13 protein-coding genes are annotated in these 15,402 nt (G+C 63.3%); 12 read left to right on the forward strand and 1 reads right to left on the reverse strand.

Features of this window, described 5'->3' with window-relative positions; genetic code table 11:
* Window positions 1-500: 500 nt before the first annotated feature.
* The 10 genes from rplS to FWD29_08260 all read left to right on the forward strand — a co-directional run bounded on the left by rplS (window position 501) and on the right by FWD29_08260 (window position 11,832).
* A complete protein-coding gene (gene rplS, locus FWD29_08215) occupies window positions 501-854 on the forward strand; it encodes a 50S ribosomal protein L19 (protein ID MCL2803914.1) in 354 nt (117 codons plus the stop codon).
* 10 nt (window positions 855-864) lie between these two features.
* A complete protein-coding gene (locus FWD29_08220) occupies window positions 865-1,641 on the forward strand; it encodes a ribonuclease HII (protein MCL2803915.1) in 777 nt (258 codons plus the stop codon).
* A gap of 12 nt (window positions 1,642-1,653) precedes the next feature.
* On the forward strand, window positions 1,654-2,445 hold the full coding sequence (lepB, locus tag FWD29_08225; GenBank protein MCL2803916.1) for a signal peptidase I: 792 nt from the start codon (window positions 1,654-1,656) through the stop codon (window positions 2,443-2,445).
* The gene (locus tag FWD29_08230; protein ID MCL2803917.1) at window positions 2,442-2,744 is read left to right on the forward strand and encodes a DUF2469 domain-containing protein; all 303 of its coding nucleotides are present in this window, start codon (window positions 2,442-2,444) and stop codon (window positions 2,742-2,744) included. The genes lepB (FWD29_08225) and FWD29_08230 overlap by 4 nt, the downstream gene beginning before the upstream one ends.
* 11 nt (window positions 2,745-2,755) lie before the next feature.
* Complete coding sequence (gene lepB / locus FWD29_08235) at window positions 2,756-3,508, forward strand: signal peptidase I (GenBank protein ID MCL2803918.1); 753 nt, start codon at window positions 2,756-2,758, stop codon at window positions 3,506-3,508.
* Window positions 3,509-3,684: 176 nt separating this feature from the next.
* Window positions 3,685-4,071: a YraN family protein gene (locus FWD29_08240; protein ID MCL2803919.1), complete on the forward strand. Its 387-nt coding sequence runs from the start codon at window positions 3,685-3,687 to the stop codon at window positions 4,069-4,071.
* Window positions 4,071-5,609, forward strand: a complete 1,539-nt coding sequence (locus FWD29_08245) for a YifB family Mg chelatase-like AAA ATPase (GenBank protein ID MCL2803920.1) — start codon at window positions 4,071-4,073, stop codon at window positions 5,607-5,609. Before FWD29_08240 ends, FWD29_08245 begins: the two co-directional genes overlap by 1 nt.
* Complete coding sequence (gene dprA, locus FWD29_08250) at window positions 5,606-6,778, forward strand: DNA-processing protein DprA (protein ID MCL2803921.1); 1,173 nt, start codon at window positions 5,606-5,608, stop codon at window positions 6,776-6,778. The genes FWD29_08245 and dprA overlap by 4 nt, the downstream gene beginning before the upstream one ends.
* 272 nt (window positions 6,779-7,050) lie before the next feature.
* Window positions 7,051-10,872 (forward strand): hypothetical protein, encoded by a 3,822-nt coding sequence (locus tag FWD29_08255; GenBank protein MCL2803922.1) that lies wholly within the window; start codon window positions 7,051-7,053, stop codon window positions 10,870-10,872.
* 12 nt (window positions 10,873-10,884) lie between these two features.
* Entirely contained in the window at window positions 10,885-11,832 is a 948-nt protein-coding gene (locus FWD29_08260) for a tyrosine recombinase XerC (protein ID MCL2803923.1), read from the forward strand.
* A gap of 126 nt (window positions 11,833-11,958) precedes the next feature.
* Here the strand turns inward: FWD29_08260 and FWD29_08265 are convergent, their stop codons facing one another.
* Window positions 11,959-13,005, reverse strand: coding sequence for a D-glucuronyl C5-epimerase family protein (locus FWD29_08265; protein MCL2803924.1), 1,047 nt, complete (start codon window positions 13,003-13,005; stop codon window positions 11,959-11,961).
* A gap of 320 nt (window positions 13,006-13,325) precedes the next feature.
* Between FWD29_08265 and FWD29_08270 the strand changes: the two genes are divergently transcribed.
* Together FWD29_08270 and FWD29_08275 are read left to right on the forward strand one after the other, a co-directional pair.
* Complete coding sequence (locus FWD29_08270) at window positions 13,326-14,417, forward strand: D-glucuronyl C5-epimerase family protein (GenBank protein MCL2803925.1); 1,092 nt, start codon at window positions 13,326-13,328, stop codon at window positions 14,415-14,417.
* A 100-nt stretch (window positions 14,418-14,517) separates the two neighbouring features.
* Complete coding sequence (locus tag FWD29_08275; protein MCL2803926.1) at window positions 14,518-15,252, forward strand: alpha/beta hydrolase; 735 nt, start codon at window positions 14,518-14,520, stop codon at window positions 15,250-15,252.
* Window positions 15,253-15,402 lie beyond the last annotated feature (150 nt).

The raw sequence follows: 15,402 nt of genomic DNA on the forward strand, positions 1-15,402 counted from the left end.
CCACTAGCAGCTGATGTTGCCAGGCATCCACCCAGCCCGGTAGCCGCCACTCGAAGTAAACCCACAGGCCAGGCCCCGAAAACCCGCCACCCGACCACACTCAACCAAACGTAACCTCAGTCGTGGTGAGCCAGAACGGCCTGCGGTGTCGCTACACCAAAACGCCTCATCGCATGGTGTCGTAGCACCGTTTCACCAAGGTAGGCCGGAGCAGCGGTGCAGGTGGGTTGCCCAGTTGCGAGACGGCAATTGGTGTAACGACCCCACACGATGAGGCATAACGATGTAGGTGCCCCATTCGATGCCTGAGCCGGATCATTCGATCATCAGGTTGGGCCACACATGGCGCTTGTGGCACAATGTCCCATTGGCTTGCCGGGCAGTCGCCTGCCACAGGGGGATCTGACCACCGGCCAGCCGGATTTGCGCCCATCAAGATGCGGCCTGAGGCCGCCCGCAAACGTCCGTGACCTGTGGCACGTACGGGAAAGACGTCCGCTATGCAAAAGCTCGACGCCGTTGACCAGCCAACTCTGCGAGACGACATCCCAGAATTCCGCGCCGGTGACACAGTCAAAGTCCACGTCAAGGTGGTTGAAGGCTCCCGCTCCCGGGTCCAGGTCTTCCAGGGCGTCGTCATCGCGCGGCGCGGCGAGGGTGTGCGGGCCTCGTTCAAGGTGCGCAAGGTCTCGTTTGGCGTGGGTGTGGAGCGGACCTTCCCCGTGCACACTCCAACAATTGACCACATCGAGGTTGTCACCCGCGGCGACGTGCGCCGGGCCAAGCTCTACTACTTGCGCCAGCGCCACGGCAAGGCCGCCAAGATCCGCGAGCGGCGTGAAGCCCGAAGCTAGCCGTCTCACAGTGGGCCAACGCCCCCGCATCGGTCACGACCGGGCCAAAGCCATGGCCAGCACAGGCCCGGCCAACCAGCCCAGGTTGTCGAACCGGAACGCGTTTGGCCAACAGCCGCCCAGCCATGGTCCAAACTTGAAGCTCGAGCTGAGCTTGTTGGAGCGCCATCAGACAATTGCCGGCCTCGATGAGGTGGGCCGGGGCGCCCTGGCCGGCCCAATTTGTGTTGGCCTAGTTTGCCTGACCAAAAAGGCCGCCCAAAAGTCACCCCCGCCCGGACTGAACGACTCGAAACTGCTGACTGCGGCCCAACGTAGTGTCTTGGTGCCAGCCATTGACACCTGGGCCAGCCGCTGGACCTTGGGCTGGGCCTCACCTCGCGAAATTGACGGTGGTGGAATGACAAAGGCCTTGCGCCAGGCCGCCTGGCGCGCTATCGCCGCCCTGCCGGCGCCGCCAGATCAGGTGATTCTCGACGGATCGCATGACTGGCTCTCGGCTGGTCCAGACCTGTTCGAGCTCGAGGCCGCACCCTACTATGGCCCAGTCACAACCAAAGTCAAGGCTGATCAGGCCTGCGCCTCGGTAGCTGCGGCCTCGGTCGTGGCAAAAGTGGCTCGTGACCAACTAATGTCGGAACTGGACGCCACCTACCCTCTCTACGGATGGGCGGCTAACAAGGGCTACGGTTCTCAAGGCCACCGCCAGGCGCTGGTCCAACACGGCCCGTCAATACTGCACCGCCTGTCCTGGGCGTTGCCCGCGCCGGCGGCAGACGAAACGTGAGAGGCTAGCCAGGTGTCATCCAAATCCCCGGAAACCACAGACGATTCGCTGTCCCCAGTGGCCCGTCACTCTAAGGAAGGGTCGTCCAAGACACAGCCGGTAACGCCAACCGGAAAGACCCTTCGTTTCCTGCGCGAGGTCGCCATTGTGGTGGTGGCGGCCTTGGTCTTGTCCTTCCTGCTCAAGACCTTCCTGATCCAGTCCTTTACCATTCCATCAGGTTCAATGAACCCGGTACTGGAGCGGGGTGATCGGGTGATAGTGACCAAGCTGGCCCCTGGCATGCTCAAAATCCATCGCGGCGACATTGTGGTCTTCACCGACCCGGGGCAATGGGTCCAGGATCAGCCGGTTCACCCACAGCGCACCGGCCTGGCCCGGGTCGTTCGCGCCATCACCACCGAGATTGGCTTGACCCCGGTGGACGGCACCGAATACCTGATCAAACGGGTGATTGGGCTGAGCGGCGACCGCGTGGCCTGTGCCGGCCCCGGCAAGCCGCTGACCGTCAATGGCGTCGCCATCGACGAGACCCTTTACTTGCCAGCAGGGGCCGCGCCTTCCGGTACGGCCTTTGACGTGGTGGTGCCAGATGGCGCCTTGTGGGTAATGGGCGACAACCGGGCGGCCTCGTCCGATTCACGGGCCCATATGGATGAAGAACTCGGTGGGGCGGTGGCCAAAAGTCGCGTGGTTGGTGTGGCGCAGTTGCGCTCCTGGCCCATTGGCCGTTGGTCGGTTCTACGCAATCCGGGCCAGGTCTTTGCCGAGGTTCCAAACGCCGAAGATAGGTCAGCCCCTTGAGCGCGGAAGACCTCGAGGCTTATGAGGCCGAGTCCGAGCTAGCCCTTTACCGCGAGTACCGCGATGTGGTCTCGCTGTTTGCCTATGTTGTTGAGACCGAACGCCGGTTCTACCTGGCCAATCAGGTCGACTTGCAGGTGCGTTCGGCCGGTGGCGAGGTCTTTTTTGAGGTGGCCATGGCCGACGCCTGGGTCTGGGATGTCTACCGCACAGCCCGGTTTGTCCGGTCGGTCCGGGTGGTGACTTTCAGGGACGTCAACATCGAGGAGCTGTCGAAGCCTGACATGTCCTTGCCCTAGGGTGGTGGCCAATGTCGTTTGCGCGCGGGGGTGGCCAGCACGGCGCCGGGCCGCCCAAGAAGCAGTCCGCCGGCGGGAAGCGTAGTCCCAGCCAGCGGACCAAACGCATCCTGGCCGAGGTGGCCTTCACGCTGCTGGTGGTGCTGACCGCGTCGTTTGTGCTGAAGACGTTCATCATCCAGTCGTTTTGGATCCCCTCTGGCTCGATGGAGACCACTTTGGAGCAGCAAGACCGGGTGGTTGTGACCAAGCTGGCCCCTCAGGTTTTGTCGATCCACCGTGGTGACATTGTGGTTTTCCACGACCCCGGCGGCTGGGGCACGCATGTGGCAGCGGTGGCTGACCGCGGTGCCGTCCAATCCTGGATTCTTGGCATCACTCAGGCCCTTGGTCTGGCTCCCACCAGCTCAGAGGAGTACCTGATCAAGCGGGTGATTGGGCTGCCGGGCGACCATGTGCAATGTGCCGGCGACGGCGCACCAATCGAGGTCAACGGTGTGGCCCTGAACGAGACTTACCTTCAAGGGGGTATGGCGCCTTCTAATGAGGCTTTTGATGTCAAGGTGCCCGATGGCGCGTTTTGGGCCATGGGCGACAACCGCAGCGGTTCGTATGACTCGCGCGGCCATCAAGACCAGGAGCTGAGAGGGGCTGTGCCGATCGACAAGGTGGTCGGCGTGGCTCAGCTGCGGACCTGGCCGTTGAGCCGGTTTGGTGTTATGCGCAATCCCGGCGACGTCTTCAGGGATGTCCCTGAACCCTGATCTGCCGCCAGACCGAGGTTTCGCATACTCCTTCCCGCGGCCAGACCGAGGTTTTGCATACTCCTTCCCGCGGCCGCAAACAAGGCTGGCGCAAGCTCCCCTGGATTCATCCTATGAATTGATGGCCCACAGGCACAGATGCGGGCCTGGCCACAACAGTCCACACTGCTGGGCTCATGTACAACTGTTCCACGGCTGGCGGCGTTGATCTCTCGCGCCAGGCCTTGGGTCGCTTCGGGGAGGCGCGGGCGGCGCGCTACCTCGAATCAATTGGCTACCAGGTGGTCGAACGGAATTGGCGCAGCCGCGCCGGTGAGGTTGACCTGGTTGCGCTAGATGCCGACTGCCTGGTCTTTGTCGAGGTCAAGACCCGGTCTTCCCTAAACTTCGGTTCACCAGCCGCAGCCATTAGTCCGGCCAAACTGGCGCGGTTGCGTCGCCTGGCAGGCGCCTACCTGGCTGAGCGCAGGCCTGGCGTCGACAAGGTGCGGATCGACGTGGTGGCAGTGCTGACCGGTGGTGGGCCCAACCGCCTGCAGCATTTCAAGGCGGTGCAAAGCTGATGTCGAGGATTGGCCGCACGCTGGCGGTGTCGTTGATGGGCCTTGATGGCTACGTGGTTGAGGTCGAGGCCCTGGTCCAGCGGGGACTGCCTAGTTTTGTGCTGGTCGGCTTGCCGGACACATCCCTGGGCGAGTCGCGCGACCGGGTCAGGGCGGCCTTTGCCGCCAGCGGCTTGCAGTTCCCGGAGTATCGCGTCACCGTGAACTTGTCGCCGGCCTCGCTGCCCAAGTCCGGATCTGGGTTTGACCTGGCGATTGCCGTGGCGGTGTTGGCCAGCGCCGCCCTGATCGATCCTGAACGCAACCAAAAGGTGGTCTATCTGGGCGAGTTGGCCCTAGACGGCCGGACCCGGCCGGTACGAGGGATTCTGCCGGCTGTGGTTGCGGCCAAAGCCGCCGGCTACCGGCGGGTGGTTGTTTCTCCGGGCAATGCAACCGAGGCCAAATTAGTTGATGGCGTCAAGGTGCTTGAAGTGGTTTCTCTGGCCGACCTAGCCCAAAAGCTTGGCGCCCAGGTCGACAAGGTGCCGCCGGTCGAGCCAGCCGCTGGCCAAGTGCGTCCACACAGGCAAGCTGGCCCAGAACTGGATCTGACCGAGGTTCTGGGACAACCCGAGGCCCGCAAGGCCTTGGAGATTGCGGCCGCTGGCGGTCACCACCTGCTGATGACCGGACCGCCGGGCACAGGTAAGACCATGCTGGCGGCCCGCCTGCCCGGTTTGCTGCCTCCGCTAAGCGAACGCGAGGCCGTGGAAGTGACGGCCATTCACTCGGTCGCTGGAGTGCTTAGAGCCGAGGACGGTCTAATCACAAAGCCACCTTTCCAAGCGCCACATCACACCGCCACCCCGGCGGCGATTGTTGGTGGTGGCACTGGCCTGCCCAGGCCTGGGGCGGTGTCTTTGGCTCACCGAGGGGTGCTGTTCCTTGACGAGGCGCCAGAGTTCAATGTCCGGGTATTGCAGACCCTGCGTCAGCCCTTGGAACGGGGTGAAGTGGTCATCCACCGTGCCGCCGGCATGGCCCGTTTCCCGGCCGAATTCCACCTGGTCATGGCGGCCAACCCATGCCCTTGCGGGCAGGGCTGGGGCCAAGGTCAGGCCTGCAAGTGCACGTCAATCGCCAAGCGACGCTACTTTGGGCGGCTCTCGGGACCACTGCTGGACCGAATGGACATGGTTGTAGGGGTCGAGCCGGCTAGCGGCCTGTCGCTGAACAAAACGGCAAGCGGCGAATCAACGGCAGCTGTGGCCCGGCGGGTGGCCAAGGCCAGGATCAGGCAGCGCCAGCGCTTCGCCAAGCTGGGCTGGCGGCTGAACTCCCAGGCACCGGGGGCCTACCTGCGCTCACAAGTCGAGCCGGGAACCTACATCGACAAAACCCTGCGCCGGTCGCTGGACCAAGGTTACTTGTCACTGCGAGGTGCGGACCGGGTGCTCCGGGTGGCCTGGACGGTGGCTGATCTGGGCGGTCAAGATGCCCCCACCAGCGACGATCTCGACCTGGCCCTCCTGCTGAGACTTAGGGCAGTGTCATGATCCGATTGCCATTCGACCTGGACGACCCGGTTTTGGCGCTGGCGGCCTGGAGCCGCCTAGCCGAGCCAGGCGACCAAGACGCCGTTCGACTAGTTCGCGGGGTCGGGCCGGTCGAGGCCCTGCGCTGGCTGGTGACCCAAAGAAAGCCAGACTCCGCCCAGAGCGGCGGTGGCCTGGAGCGGGCCATGAAACGGTGGTCGGGCCGGTTGGAGGGCCTAGATCCACGGCGTGAACTGAAAGTGCTTCACCGCCTCGGCGGCCGTTTCATCACCCCCGATTGTCCGGCCTGGCCGGCCGGTTTCGAAGACCTAGGGCTGGCGGCCCCGCTGAGTTTGTGGGTGCTTGGCGGGGCCGAGGCCCCGCTCGAACAGTTGTGGGGCCGCTCGGTTGCCGTGGTTGGGGCCAGGGCCTGCACCCACTACGGCGAGACTGTGACCTTCTCGCTGGTTAGCGGGCTGGTGGCAGCCGGGACCACGGTCGTCTCCGGTGGCGCCTTTGGCATAGACGCGGCCGCCCACCGCGCCGCCCTGGCGGCCGGCGGCCGCACGGTTGCCGTTATGGCCGGCGGAGTCGACCGACTGTACCCGGCAGCTCACGAAGACCTGCTCAAAGAGGTGGCGGCCAGTGGCGCGGTCATTTCGGAGGTGCCGCCTGGCTCAGCCCCAAGGCGCGAACGCTTCCTAGAGAGAAATCGTCTGATGGCGGCCATGACCGCCGCCACGCTAGTGGTCGAGGCTGGCTGGCGATCTGGGGCCCACCGCACCGCCAGCACCGCGGCTGAACTGCTGCGGCCGGTAGGGGCCGTGCCCGGGCCGGTGACCTCGGCCGCCTCAGCCGGTTGCCATCGACTGATCCGCGAGGGCATAGCCACTCTGGTCGGTGACGCAGCTCAACTAATCGAGCTCAGCGCCGCCATTAGCCAGGCCCCCGAACCCATGACTGCCTGTCCCTCCGGGCCCCTTGACGGCCTGTCTCTGCCCGAGCGCCGTGTCTTCGACGCCTTGCCGTTGCGTGGTGCCGCCAGCGTCAGCCAGTTGGTCAAGTCCTCCGGCCTGGATGTCAGCCAGGTCCTGGCCGCCTTGAGCCGCCTCGAAAGATCAACCAGGGCCGCCAACACTGGCGGCTTGTGGCGCCGTCACCAACCCCAAGCCAAGCTCGCCCACAGATAGGAACCCTGATGCAAGCTCAAGACACGCCTAATCCCCGCCGGAACCGGTCACGATCCCACCGGGCCACCAGTCCGGCGCTGCGAGGACCAGGCCGCCGGCACAGCTCTGGCCGCCGGCACAGCTCTGGCCGCCGGCACAGCTCTGGCCGCCGGTCAGGCCCAGCCAGTAGTCCGCAATACCGCGTTCGCACAGGTCAGCGTTCCGCGCTGGCCAAATCAAGCCGGCAGAACCGAGGCGCCAACAAGACCCGGGGGCGCCGGACCACCGCCTTGGTGAGTTTGGTCGCGGCTGCGGCAGCCGGCATCGGACTGATGATGGACACCACCACCGCCGCAGCGGTACCGGCTGGGCTGGTGGCGCCCTACACCTGGGTTCCGGGCAACTTTGGCAACTCAAACGGCGGCACCTATTTGGGGCGCCTGATCTCGATGAACGCCGCCACCAAAGCGGCCGGTCCGTATGTCTTCTGCATAACCGCTGGGGCCGCCACACCGGTCAACCCGCGTTTGCAGGCGGTCCAAACCGGCGGTTTCAATGGTGAGATGGGATATTTGATCACAAGATTCCAGAACAATGCCGCCCAAAACAACCCGCAGGCTCTGTCCTACCTGGCCCACGCCTCTTATGACAGCGGCAACGGTATTAGCGGGGCGGCCGCCCGGGCGCTAGTGGTCAAGAACACGCCGGCGGCCATTGTGACGCGGGCGAACCAGCTAAGAGCCGAGGCCAAGGAGTATTCCGGCGTACCTAAGGTGGTCATCAAGGCGGTCAAGGGCGACCTGGCCAGGCACGAATACCAGTACAGCGTTGAGGTTCTCACAGCCAACGGGCGTCACCGCCTGGCCGGCGCAGTGACCTTGACGCTGACCCGCACCAGCGGGACGGGCAAGGCAGTTTTCAAAGACAGCGGCACAGCCAGCTTGACGGTTCAGGCTGTGACCAACGCCGCCCGCCCGGTTATCGTCTCCTATTTAGGACTTGGAGCCTGGCAGATCAACGGCACCACCAAAGCTGTCTACCCCGGCAACGGGATCAGTGTCTTCACCGAATCGGGCCACCAAACTTCGATCGGGGCGGCGCCGGCGACGCCAGCGACCGCCGGCCGGTCGGCTTTGTCCGTCGGGGCTCGTACACCAACTATCACCACCCAGTCGACCGCCACCGGCGGTGTCCAATTTGGCCAGGGTGTGGCTGATCGGGTAGCGCTTGAGAACGGCTGGCCCGGCGACACGGTCAGCGTCAAGGCGGAACTGTGGAAGGTGGCCAGTGCCGGCCAGGCGCTACCCGCTGTCACATCGACTATGCCGGCCAACGCGGTTATGGTCCACCAGGCCACCGCCATTCCGGTGACGTTTGCCGCCAACGGCACGGCCCAAGTCGCGGTGCCTGCTTTCGCGCCCAGCGTGGACGATGCCGCCGGCTGGTACACCTGGCGAGTCACCACTACGGCAGGTCAATACACCCAGGCGGCGGCAGCGCCGTGGAACGTGCCAGCCGAATCATTCGAGGTCCAGGCCTCGCCGTTGGTAATCGAATCGACTGCCTTGGTGGCGGCGGCGGCCGGCCCAGGTGACTCAGTTGAAGACGCCGTCCAGCTGGCCGGCGGGGCGCCGGGGGACACCGTCAGCGTCAGCGCCACTTTGTATCAGCTGAGTTCTGATGCCACCTCCGCCAAACCGGTGCCCAGCCAGTCTCAGCCTCCCGGCGCTCGCCTGGTGGCGGGGCCTTTTACCACCGCCGTGACCCTGGACGCCCAGGGGGCGGCCGCCTTGAGGTTTGGCCCGTATGTCATAGCCGCGGACGATGTCGGTTGGTACAGCTGGGTGATTGCAGTAACCAATTCAGCCAGCGGACTGACCCCGGACACGAGCTCGGCTTACGCTGAGGATCTCGAGACGTTCTTGCTCGAACCGGCTCCGGCCTTGCGCGTCACAACCAGGGCGGTCCAGCCCAGGGCCGAGGCGGGCGATGTCCTCACCGACGAGCTGCAGTTGTGGACTGGCGGTGCCGATCTGACGGCCGCGCCGGCTGTGATCGATTCCTCGCTTTGGGGGCCATACCCCACGCCCCCGGCGCTAAGCCCAAACTGGCCCGCGGACCAGGCAAAACTGGTTGGCACGGTCAGCACCACAATGACGGCCCAAGGTACGGCTACCTCACCCGGCATTGGAGTCAGCCAGCGGGGCTACTACGTTTGGACGGCCCACCTCAAGGCGGGCAGCCGGACGGTCCATCAACCGGCCGGGGCTTTGGCCGTGACCAGTGGCACCGACCCCGGTGATCTGGATATTTGGGTCTCAGTCGATGGGCTGCCAGGTGGTTATGACCTAGACGGCACGGTCGAGCTGCGCCGGCTGAGCGAGGACGCGTCAGTGCCCGCGCCTACGGCCGTGCCGCCGGGCGCGCCGGTAGTGGCTTTGTCAGCCGGCCAGTCCGGTTTTCAGGCTCAAGCCTCTGCCGCCGGACTGATTGGCTGGCGCCAAGTCTCGGTTCTGCCCGGGTCGGTTTTCGTTGATCCCGATGGCGACATCAGGCCAGGCTGGTACGGCCTGTCTTTGGCCGGTGGGGCAACTGGCGAGGCCGAGGCCTTCACCACTGACCCACTCGACGCCCTGGTGCTAGTTAGCGAACTAGGCGGGGATATGGTCTTTGGCTTTGGTCCGGCCGGCGACCCGGTGGCGCCCGACCTAACCGGCCTGGCTTTGCCTGTGGCCGCGCCTCCCGGTCAAGTTCAGGTCTACGGCGAGTACCGATCTGGGTTCGGTGAAGCGGTCGAAACCACGTTGGTGCCCTTCGAGCCCCAAATCACCACCATCACTTCCGAGGCGGTGGCGGAAGCCGGCGCTGAGCTGAGCGACCAGCTCGAACTGACCGGCGGAGCGCCTGGCGCCCGCTATCAGGTGGTGACAAGGCTCTATGGCCCGTTCGACAGCCCGCCGGTCAAAGCGGCCAAGCCACCAGCCGGTGCTCCGGTAGTTGGCAGCGTCACCACCACTTTGACGGCCGATTCAGAAGGCAAGGCCACTGGCCGGACCACCGCCCTAACCCTTCAGGCCAATGGCTACTACGTCTGGGTCGAGGAAATCGCGCCTGACCTGCTTGGGAAAGGCTCAAAGGGCTGGACAGGGGCTTTTGGCGAAGCCAGCGAGACCACGCTGGTGCCCTACCGGCCGGCTTTGGCCTCGCTGGTCTCCCAGGCCCGGCTCGAACCGGGTTCGCCTCTGAGCGACAGCTTGTCGATCACCGGCGGCCAGCCCAATGGCCGCGGGATGGTTCTAGTCGGTCTATATGGGCCATTCGCGACCGATCCGACGCGTGATCTGGACGGTTTAGGCACCTTTGATGACCCGCGTGATGTGCCCATGCCAAATGCGGTGGTGGTGCCTGGTGGGCCGCCGGCGGACGCGCCGCTGTTTGTTAGCTACAAGCTGCCGGTCGTGCTGGACGGAACTGGTGCGGCGGTAGTGGAGACACCGGAAGTAGTGGTGTCCCAGGGTGGCTACTACGTCTATTCGGCCGTTTTTGAACCGGAAGACGGCGTCATGATCGCCACCGTCGAAAGGTTCGGTGAGGTCAGCGAGACGGCCTTTGTCCCCTGGCAACCGGATGTGAAAACTGAAGCATCATCGGCCGTAGCAGAAGTTGGCGCCACCTTGTTCGACAACCTTGTGGTGTCCAACCTTGGACCGAATCGGACCAAGGTGACTGCCTACCTCTATGGGCCCTATGGCAGTCAGCCGGATCTCAGTGCCGCGGTGCCGGCCAATGCGCCGCTGGCTGGCCAGGTCGAGCTAGAAGTCGACGGTGACGGGCACTACACCACCCCTGGCATCACGGTTCACCGGGCCGGTTACTACGTTTGGGTCGAGGAGGTTGAGGCCAGCCCGGATGGCCGGGTGAAGGAGGCCAAAACGGCCTTTGGCATTGCCAAGGAAACGACTTTGGTAACCGCGGAAGAGTTGGCTTTTACCGGCGGTGGCCAAGGCGCCCTTAGAGCCCTGGTACTGGCGCCTACTTTGATCCTGTTGGGCGCGGCGACTTGCCGGGCGGCCTATTTGCGGCGTCGCCGTGGCATATGGCGCCGAGCGGCCTAGCAGCAGAGCAAACTGATCGTTGTGAACGACCAATTGTGGCCCGGTCAGGTGCTGGCTGATTTCCGCCAGCACCTGACTGCGGGCCGCGGATTGGCGGCCAACACGGTCAGGGCCTATTTGGCGGACGCCTCAACCTGCTTGGCGGCGGTTGCCCCTGACGGGCCAGACCAGCTGCGGGCGGTCAAACTCGAAGACTTGCGGGCCTGGCTGGCTACTTTGGCGGAAGACGGCTTGGCGCGGGCTTCGCTGGCCCGGCGAGTGGCCTCGGTTAGGACCTTCTTCGCCTGGCTCCAGCATATTGAGCTAATCGACCACGACCCGGCCAGCCGCCTGTTGGTAAAGGCGCCAACCCAGGGGCTGCCGCAGGTGCTGTCGCGTGATCAGGCGGCCGTCATGCTGACCTTGGCGGCTGGGGCCGCCGCGGCGGGCGAGCCCGCTCCGGTGCGGGATTGGGCTCTGGCCGAGTTGGCTTACGCTACCGGACTGCGCGTGGCTGAGCTGGTGCGTTTGGATATTGGCGATGTCGACCTATCGAACCGCCTGGTCAGAGCCATGGGCAAGGGATCGAAGCCGCGGGTGGTGCCTTTTGGGCAACCGGCCGCCCGGGCGCTTGAAGACTGGCTAATGGCTGGCCGCGGTCAAGTACTGAGTGCGGTTGAGCGGCCAACAGCTGGTGCGGCGGTTTTCGTGGGTGTGCGCGGCGGCCGGCTCGACGCTCGCGAGGCCAGGCGGATTGTCTACCGCCTGGCGGCGGCGGCCAACCTGGGTGAGGTCAGCCCCCACGTCCTACGGCACTCGGCGGCCACCCACCTACTTGAAGGTGGGTCTGACCTGCGCTCGGTCCAAGAGCTTTTGGGGCACGCTTCTCTTGGCACGACCCAGCGCTACACCCATGTCACCACCGATCGGTTGTGGGACTCCTACGCCCAAGCTCACCCCCGTTCCGGGCAGATCGATTGACCAGCCACTAGTTGACTGGTGAATGATCCCAAGCCAGCCTGACCAAACAAGCAGGCGCGCACCGCGCTGGTGACTATTGAGCCGCATGCTGTCTGATTTGCCCCAGCGTGGCGCCAGTTTGACAGGTCATTCACCTGTCGCGTACGACAACCATTTCTCGAGATAGTGGTTCACAACCTCATTGTCCTCGATCTGACTAAACAGGTTCAGCTGCCTTAGGTGGACAATATGGTATCGCTCCAAGTAGTGGACTGACACGCCGGTACCATTAAGGTGTGAGAGCCAGTACAGGCTAATGCCGTTTGTGTCGTAGAACGGAAGGCAAAATGTCAGAGTATCAATCCCGGCCTCGTACAGTTCCTTGGCAGTCTCATTGTCAGCAATTTGCCAGAAGTCATATAGGCCGATGATCGTGTACATGAATCCGTTGAGCGTGTAGGAGGGTAGCTCGGTGGGATACTCTTCGTAATAGGGATGCCCAAAGAAATCAACCACCAGGCCGCCCTCGGATACCGGAACCGACAGGGGTTTCATCGCCAGCTCGCTGGTCTCTAAGTATTTCGAATCACCCGTCTCGGCGTAGAGCCGGCTAAGCAGTGAAATGGCCTGCCCCTGCGCCATGGCTGACGCCCACGGCGCCTCAAGTGTCTCGTGGTACATTACCGGGAAGTCGAAATCATAACTGAACATGCCCGTGGCCCGATCTATGTTGTTCACGTAGTAGTTGGCCTGATTACGCGCCTCTTCAAGGAAGGTTTCGTCTCCCGTCTCAATATAGTTGCTGAACTGTCCCAGGCCGTATTGCGCAATGGCGACTGGGTGATGGCTAAACCCGTCGAGCTCTTTGCGATACTGCAGGAAAACGCCATCGTCATCTTTGTCCTCGGCTATTGGGGTCATAGACAGCCAGTTGAAGTACTTGCCGGTGGGTGCGTAGGGCCCGGGGTCAAGGGTGAACTCGGGGCCAAAGTCGTAGTAAGGCATGGCCGTCTTGTCTGGCTTGGCCAGCGACGCGTCAGTTTCCCCCACGGCAGGCAGAGCCTTGTCAATTTCTTCGACCAGGTCGTGGTATTGGCGGTTCAGCTTGACGTTTAGTAGACCAGCACCTGTCGTCATCAGGCCCAGACCCAGCACCACGAGTGACGCCGCGGCAATAGCCGCACCTTTTCTCATCCGGTGTGTACTCCTAAAGGTTAACCGTCTTGGCCGGTGGAACAGCGACCGTACCTGGATTCCGCCGACGGGGACATCCCAGGTAGGGTATCGTACCCCAATGACGACCAGGTCGGATCCACTGTGGCCGGGCCTTTTGGGGTCCGGCGGCGCCTGGCTGATGGCCGCAGGCTCGGGCCAAACCTTGTGTGACCGGCTGCCAATCAGCCGGCTGTCCGGACCCAGGCGTCCGCAGCCCAGAACCTACGTCTAAGTGCCCTAGATTTGCGAGAGAAATGGACCGAATAGAACCACCACCGGATCCTGGACCTGAGCGCCAGGTGTCTTCGGCGGTCACTGCACAGACCAGCGCCAACGGTTCCGGCAGGGCGAAGAAACGGCTCTCGGTCGCCCTGCTTGTCGCGCTGAGTTTGAACCTGGTGGTCATCGGCGCCGGGGGCTACGTCCTCAACTCAAAACTCAACCGAGCTCACCACTCCCTGCTCACAAAGATCGTCAACGATAGTGCCGGGCTGACCTCCCACCTGGCAGAACTCAAGGCCAATGCCCACCCAGTTGGCCCCGCATACAGCTTCAGATCGGTGCCCGAAATTGACCCACCGCCATACGAGTCGAGTGGCAGCTACCTTGATCTGACGCCAAAAGCCATAGCCCCTGACGGTTTTGATCCCAACGGCGTGGCGCTCTTCTATCGCAGCGAGATTAGTGGTTTCGGTTACCATCCTGCTCACGCAGCAGAATACGGTTTGAAGCAGTTCGACGGTTACGGAGAGACCGGTGACCAGTTGTTCTTGCAGGCAGCCCGCAACCAGGCTGACTATTTCGTTAGTGCCATGGATCCGGGTACCGGAGCGTTGTATTATGATTTCGAATATGCAATTGAAGGCCATGAGGCACTGAAAGCCCCTTGGGGGTCGGCGGCAGCCCAAGGCGAAGCTATTTCGCTGCTAACGCGTATCTATTCGGTCACCAACGAGCCGAAATACCTGGAAGCTGCCCGCCTGGCCATGCGGCCGCTGCAGGTCAAGGTCGAAGACGGTGGGCTTCTTCAAGATTTTCTGGGCCACCCGTATTATGAAGAGTACCCAACCGCGGTTCCCACCTATTCTCTGAGCGGCTTTATGTTCGCGCTAGTTGGCTTGCTTGATCTCTCGCAGATTGCGGATGATGCAACGGCGAAGCGCTTGTATCTAGAAGGCATTGGGACTCTGAGATTCTGTTTGCCGTTCTACGATATCAATGGCATTAGCCTGTACTGGCTATCCGACAGGAGTGGTACTCTGGCGTCCCTGGGCATCTCCGAGCAGTCTCACCTGATCCACATCACTCAGCTTCAGGCTATCAACCAATTCGAGCATGATGACCTCTTTGACTATTACATTGACCGTTGGATTAGCTACGTCGATTTCTAGCCCTGCCGAAGGTAGGGGCCGGGCGGATGACCTGACGGCCAGCTGCGTCGAGGCTGATCTGGCCCCTGGCAAACCGGCTGAGCTGTGATTGAGCCAGACCATGGAGTTCGGTGAGCTAAGCGGGCAGGCCAGTGGATCTGGTCCGTGGCTGGTGCTGCTGCACGGTAACGGTGAAGATCACCACTTGTTCGACCCGATGGTGCCGGTTTTGTCCCCCGGCTACCGGGTAGTGGCGCTGGACACCCGGGCCCACGGTCAGTCGCCGCGCGGAGTTGGCCCACTGACCATCGACCATCTGGTCGAAGACCTGGCCGGCGCGCTCGATGCGCTTGGTGCGGATCGGGTCGCCCTGGTGGGGTTTTCCGATGGCGGAAACATTGCTTTGGCCTTCGCCGCCGCCTACCCCGGCCGGATCAAATCACTGATCACCTACGGGGCCAACCTCTTTCCTGCTGGACTGCGCGCCGGTGTTTGGGTGCAGCTGCGTCTTGGGCTGGTGGCCCTGCGTGTGGCTGGATTGGTCTCTCGGCGGGCCCGGGCCCGGGCCCAGACGTGGGCCTTGATGACCGTTCAACCGCACATTGACCCCAGTGCACTAGCGGTGGTGACGGCCCCGGCCCTGATCGTGGCCGGGCAACGCGACGCCATCCGCCTTTCTCACACTGAGCTAATTGGGGCGTCCTTACCCAACTCGACGGTGACCATAGTTGATGGTGCCGGCCACATGCTCCCAAAAAAGGATCCCGATCGGTTCGTCCGCCTGATCCTGGACTTTCTCAATCACGAACTGGGCACCGATCCCGACCCGCACCCCGAACCAGTACCTGAGCCCTAACAGCAGCCAGCGGTCAGCTTCCAGTGGTCGCGACTGAGGTTACGTTGGTTTTGGCCTGTTTTTTGTGGCCTGTTCAGGGCCTATGGGCAATGACTTCGGCTGAAGTGTTGCCAGGGATACGGCGTGCCGCATCCAGCATGTGACCCGAAC

This window comes from Micrococcales bacterium (assembly GCA_009784895.1).
GTDB lineage: Bacteria > Actinomycetota > Actinomycetes > Actinomycetales > WQXJ01 > WQXJ01.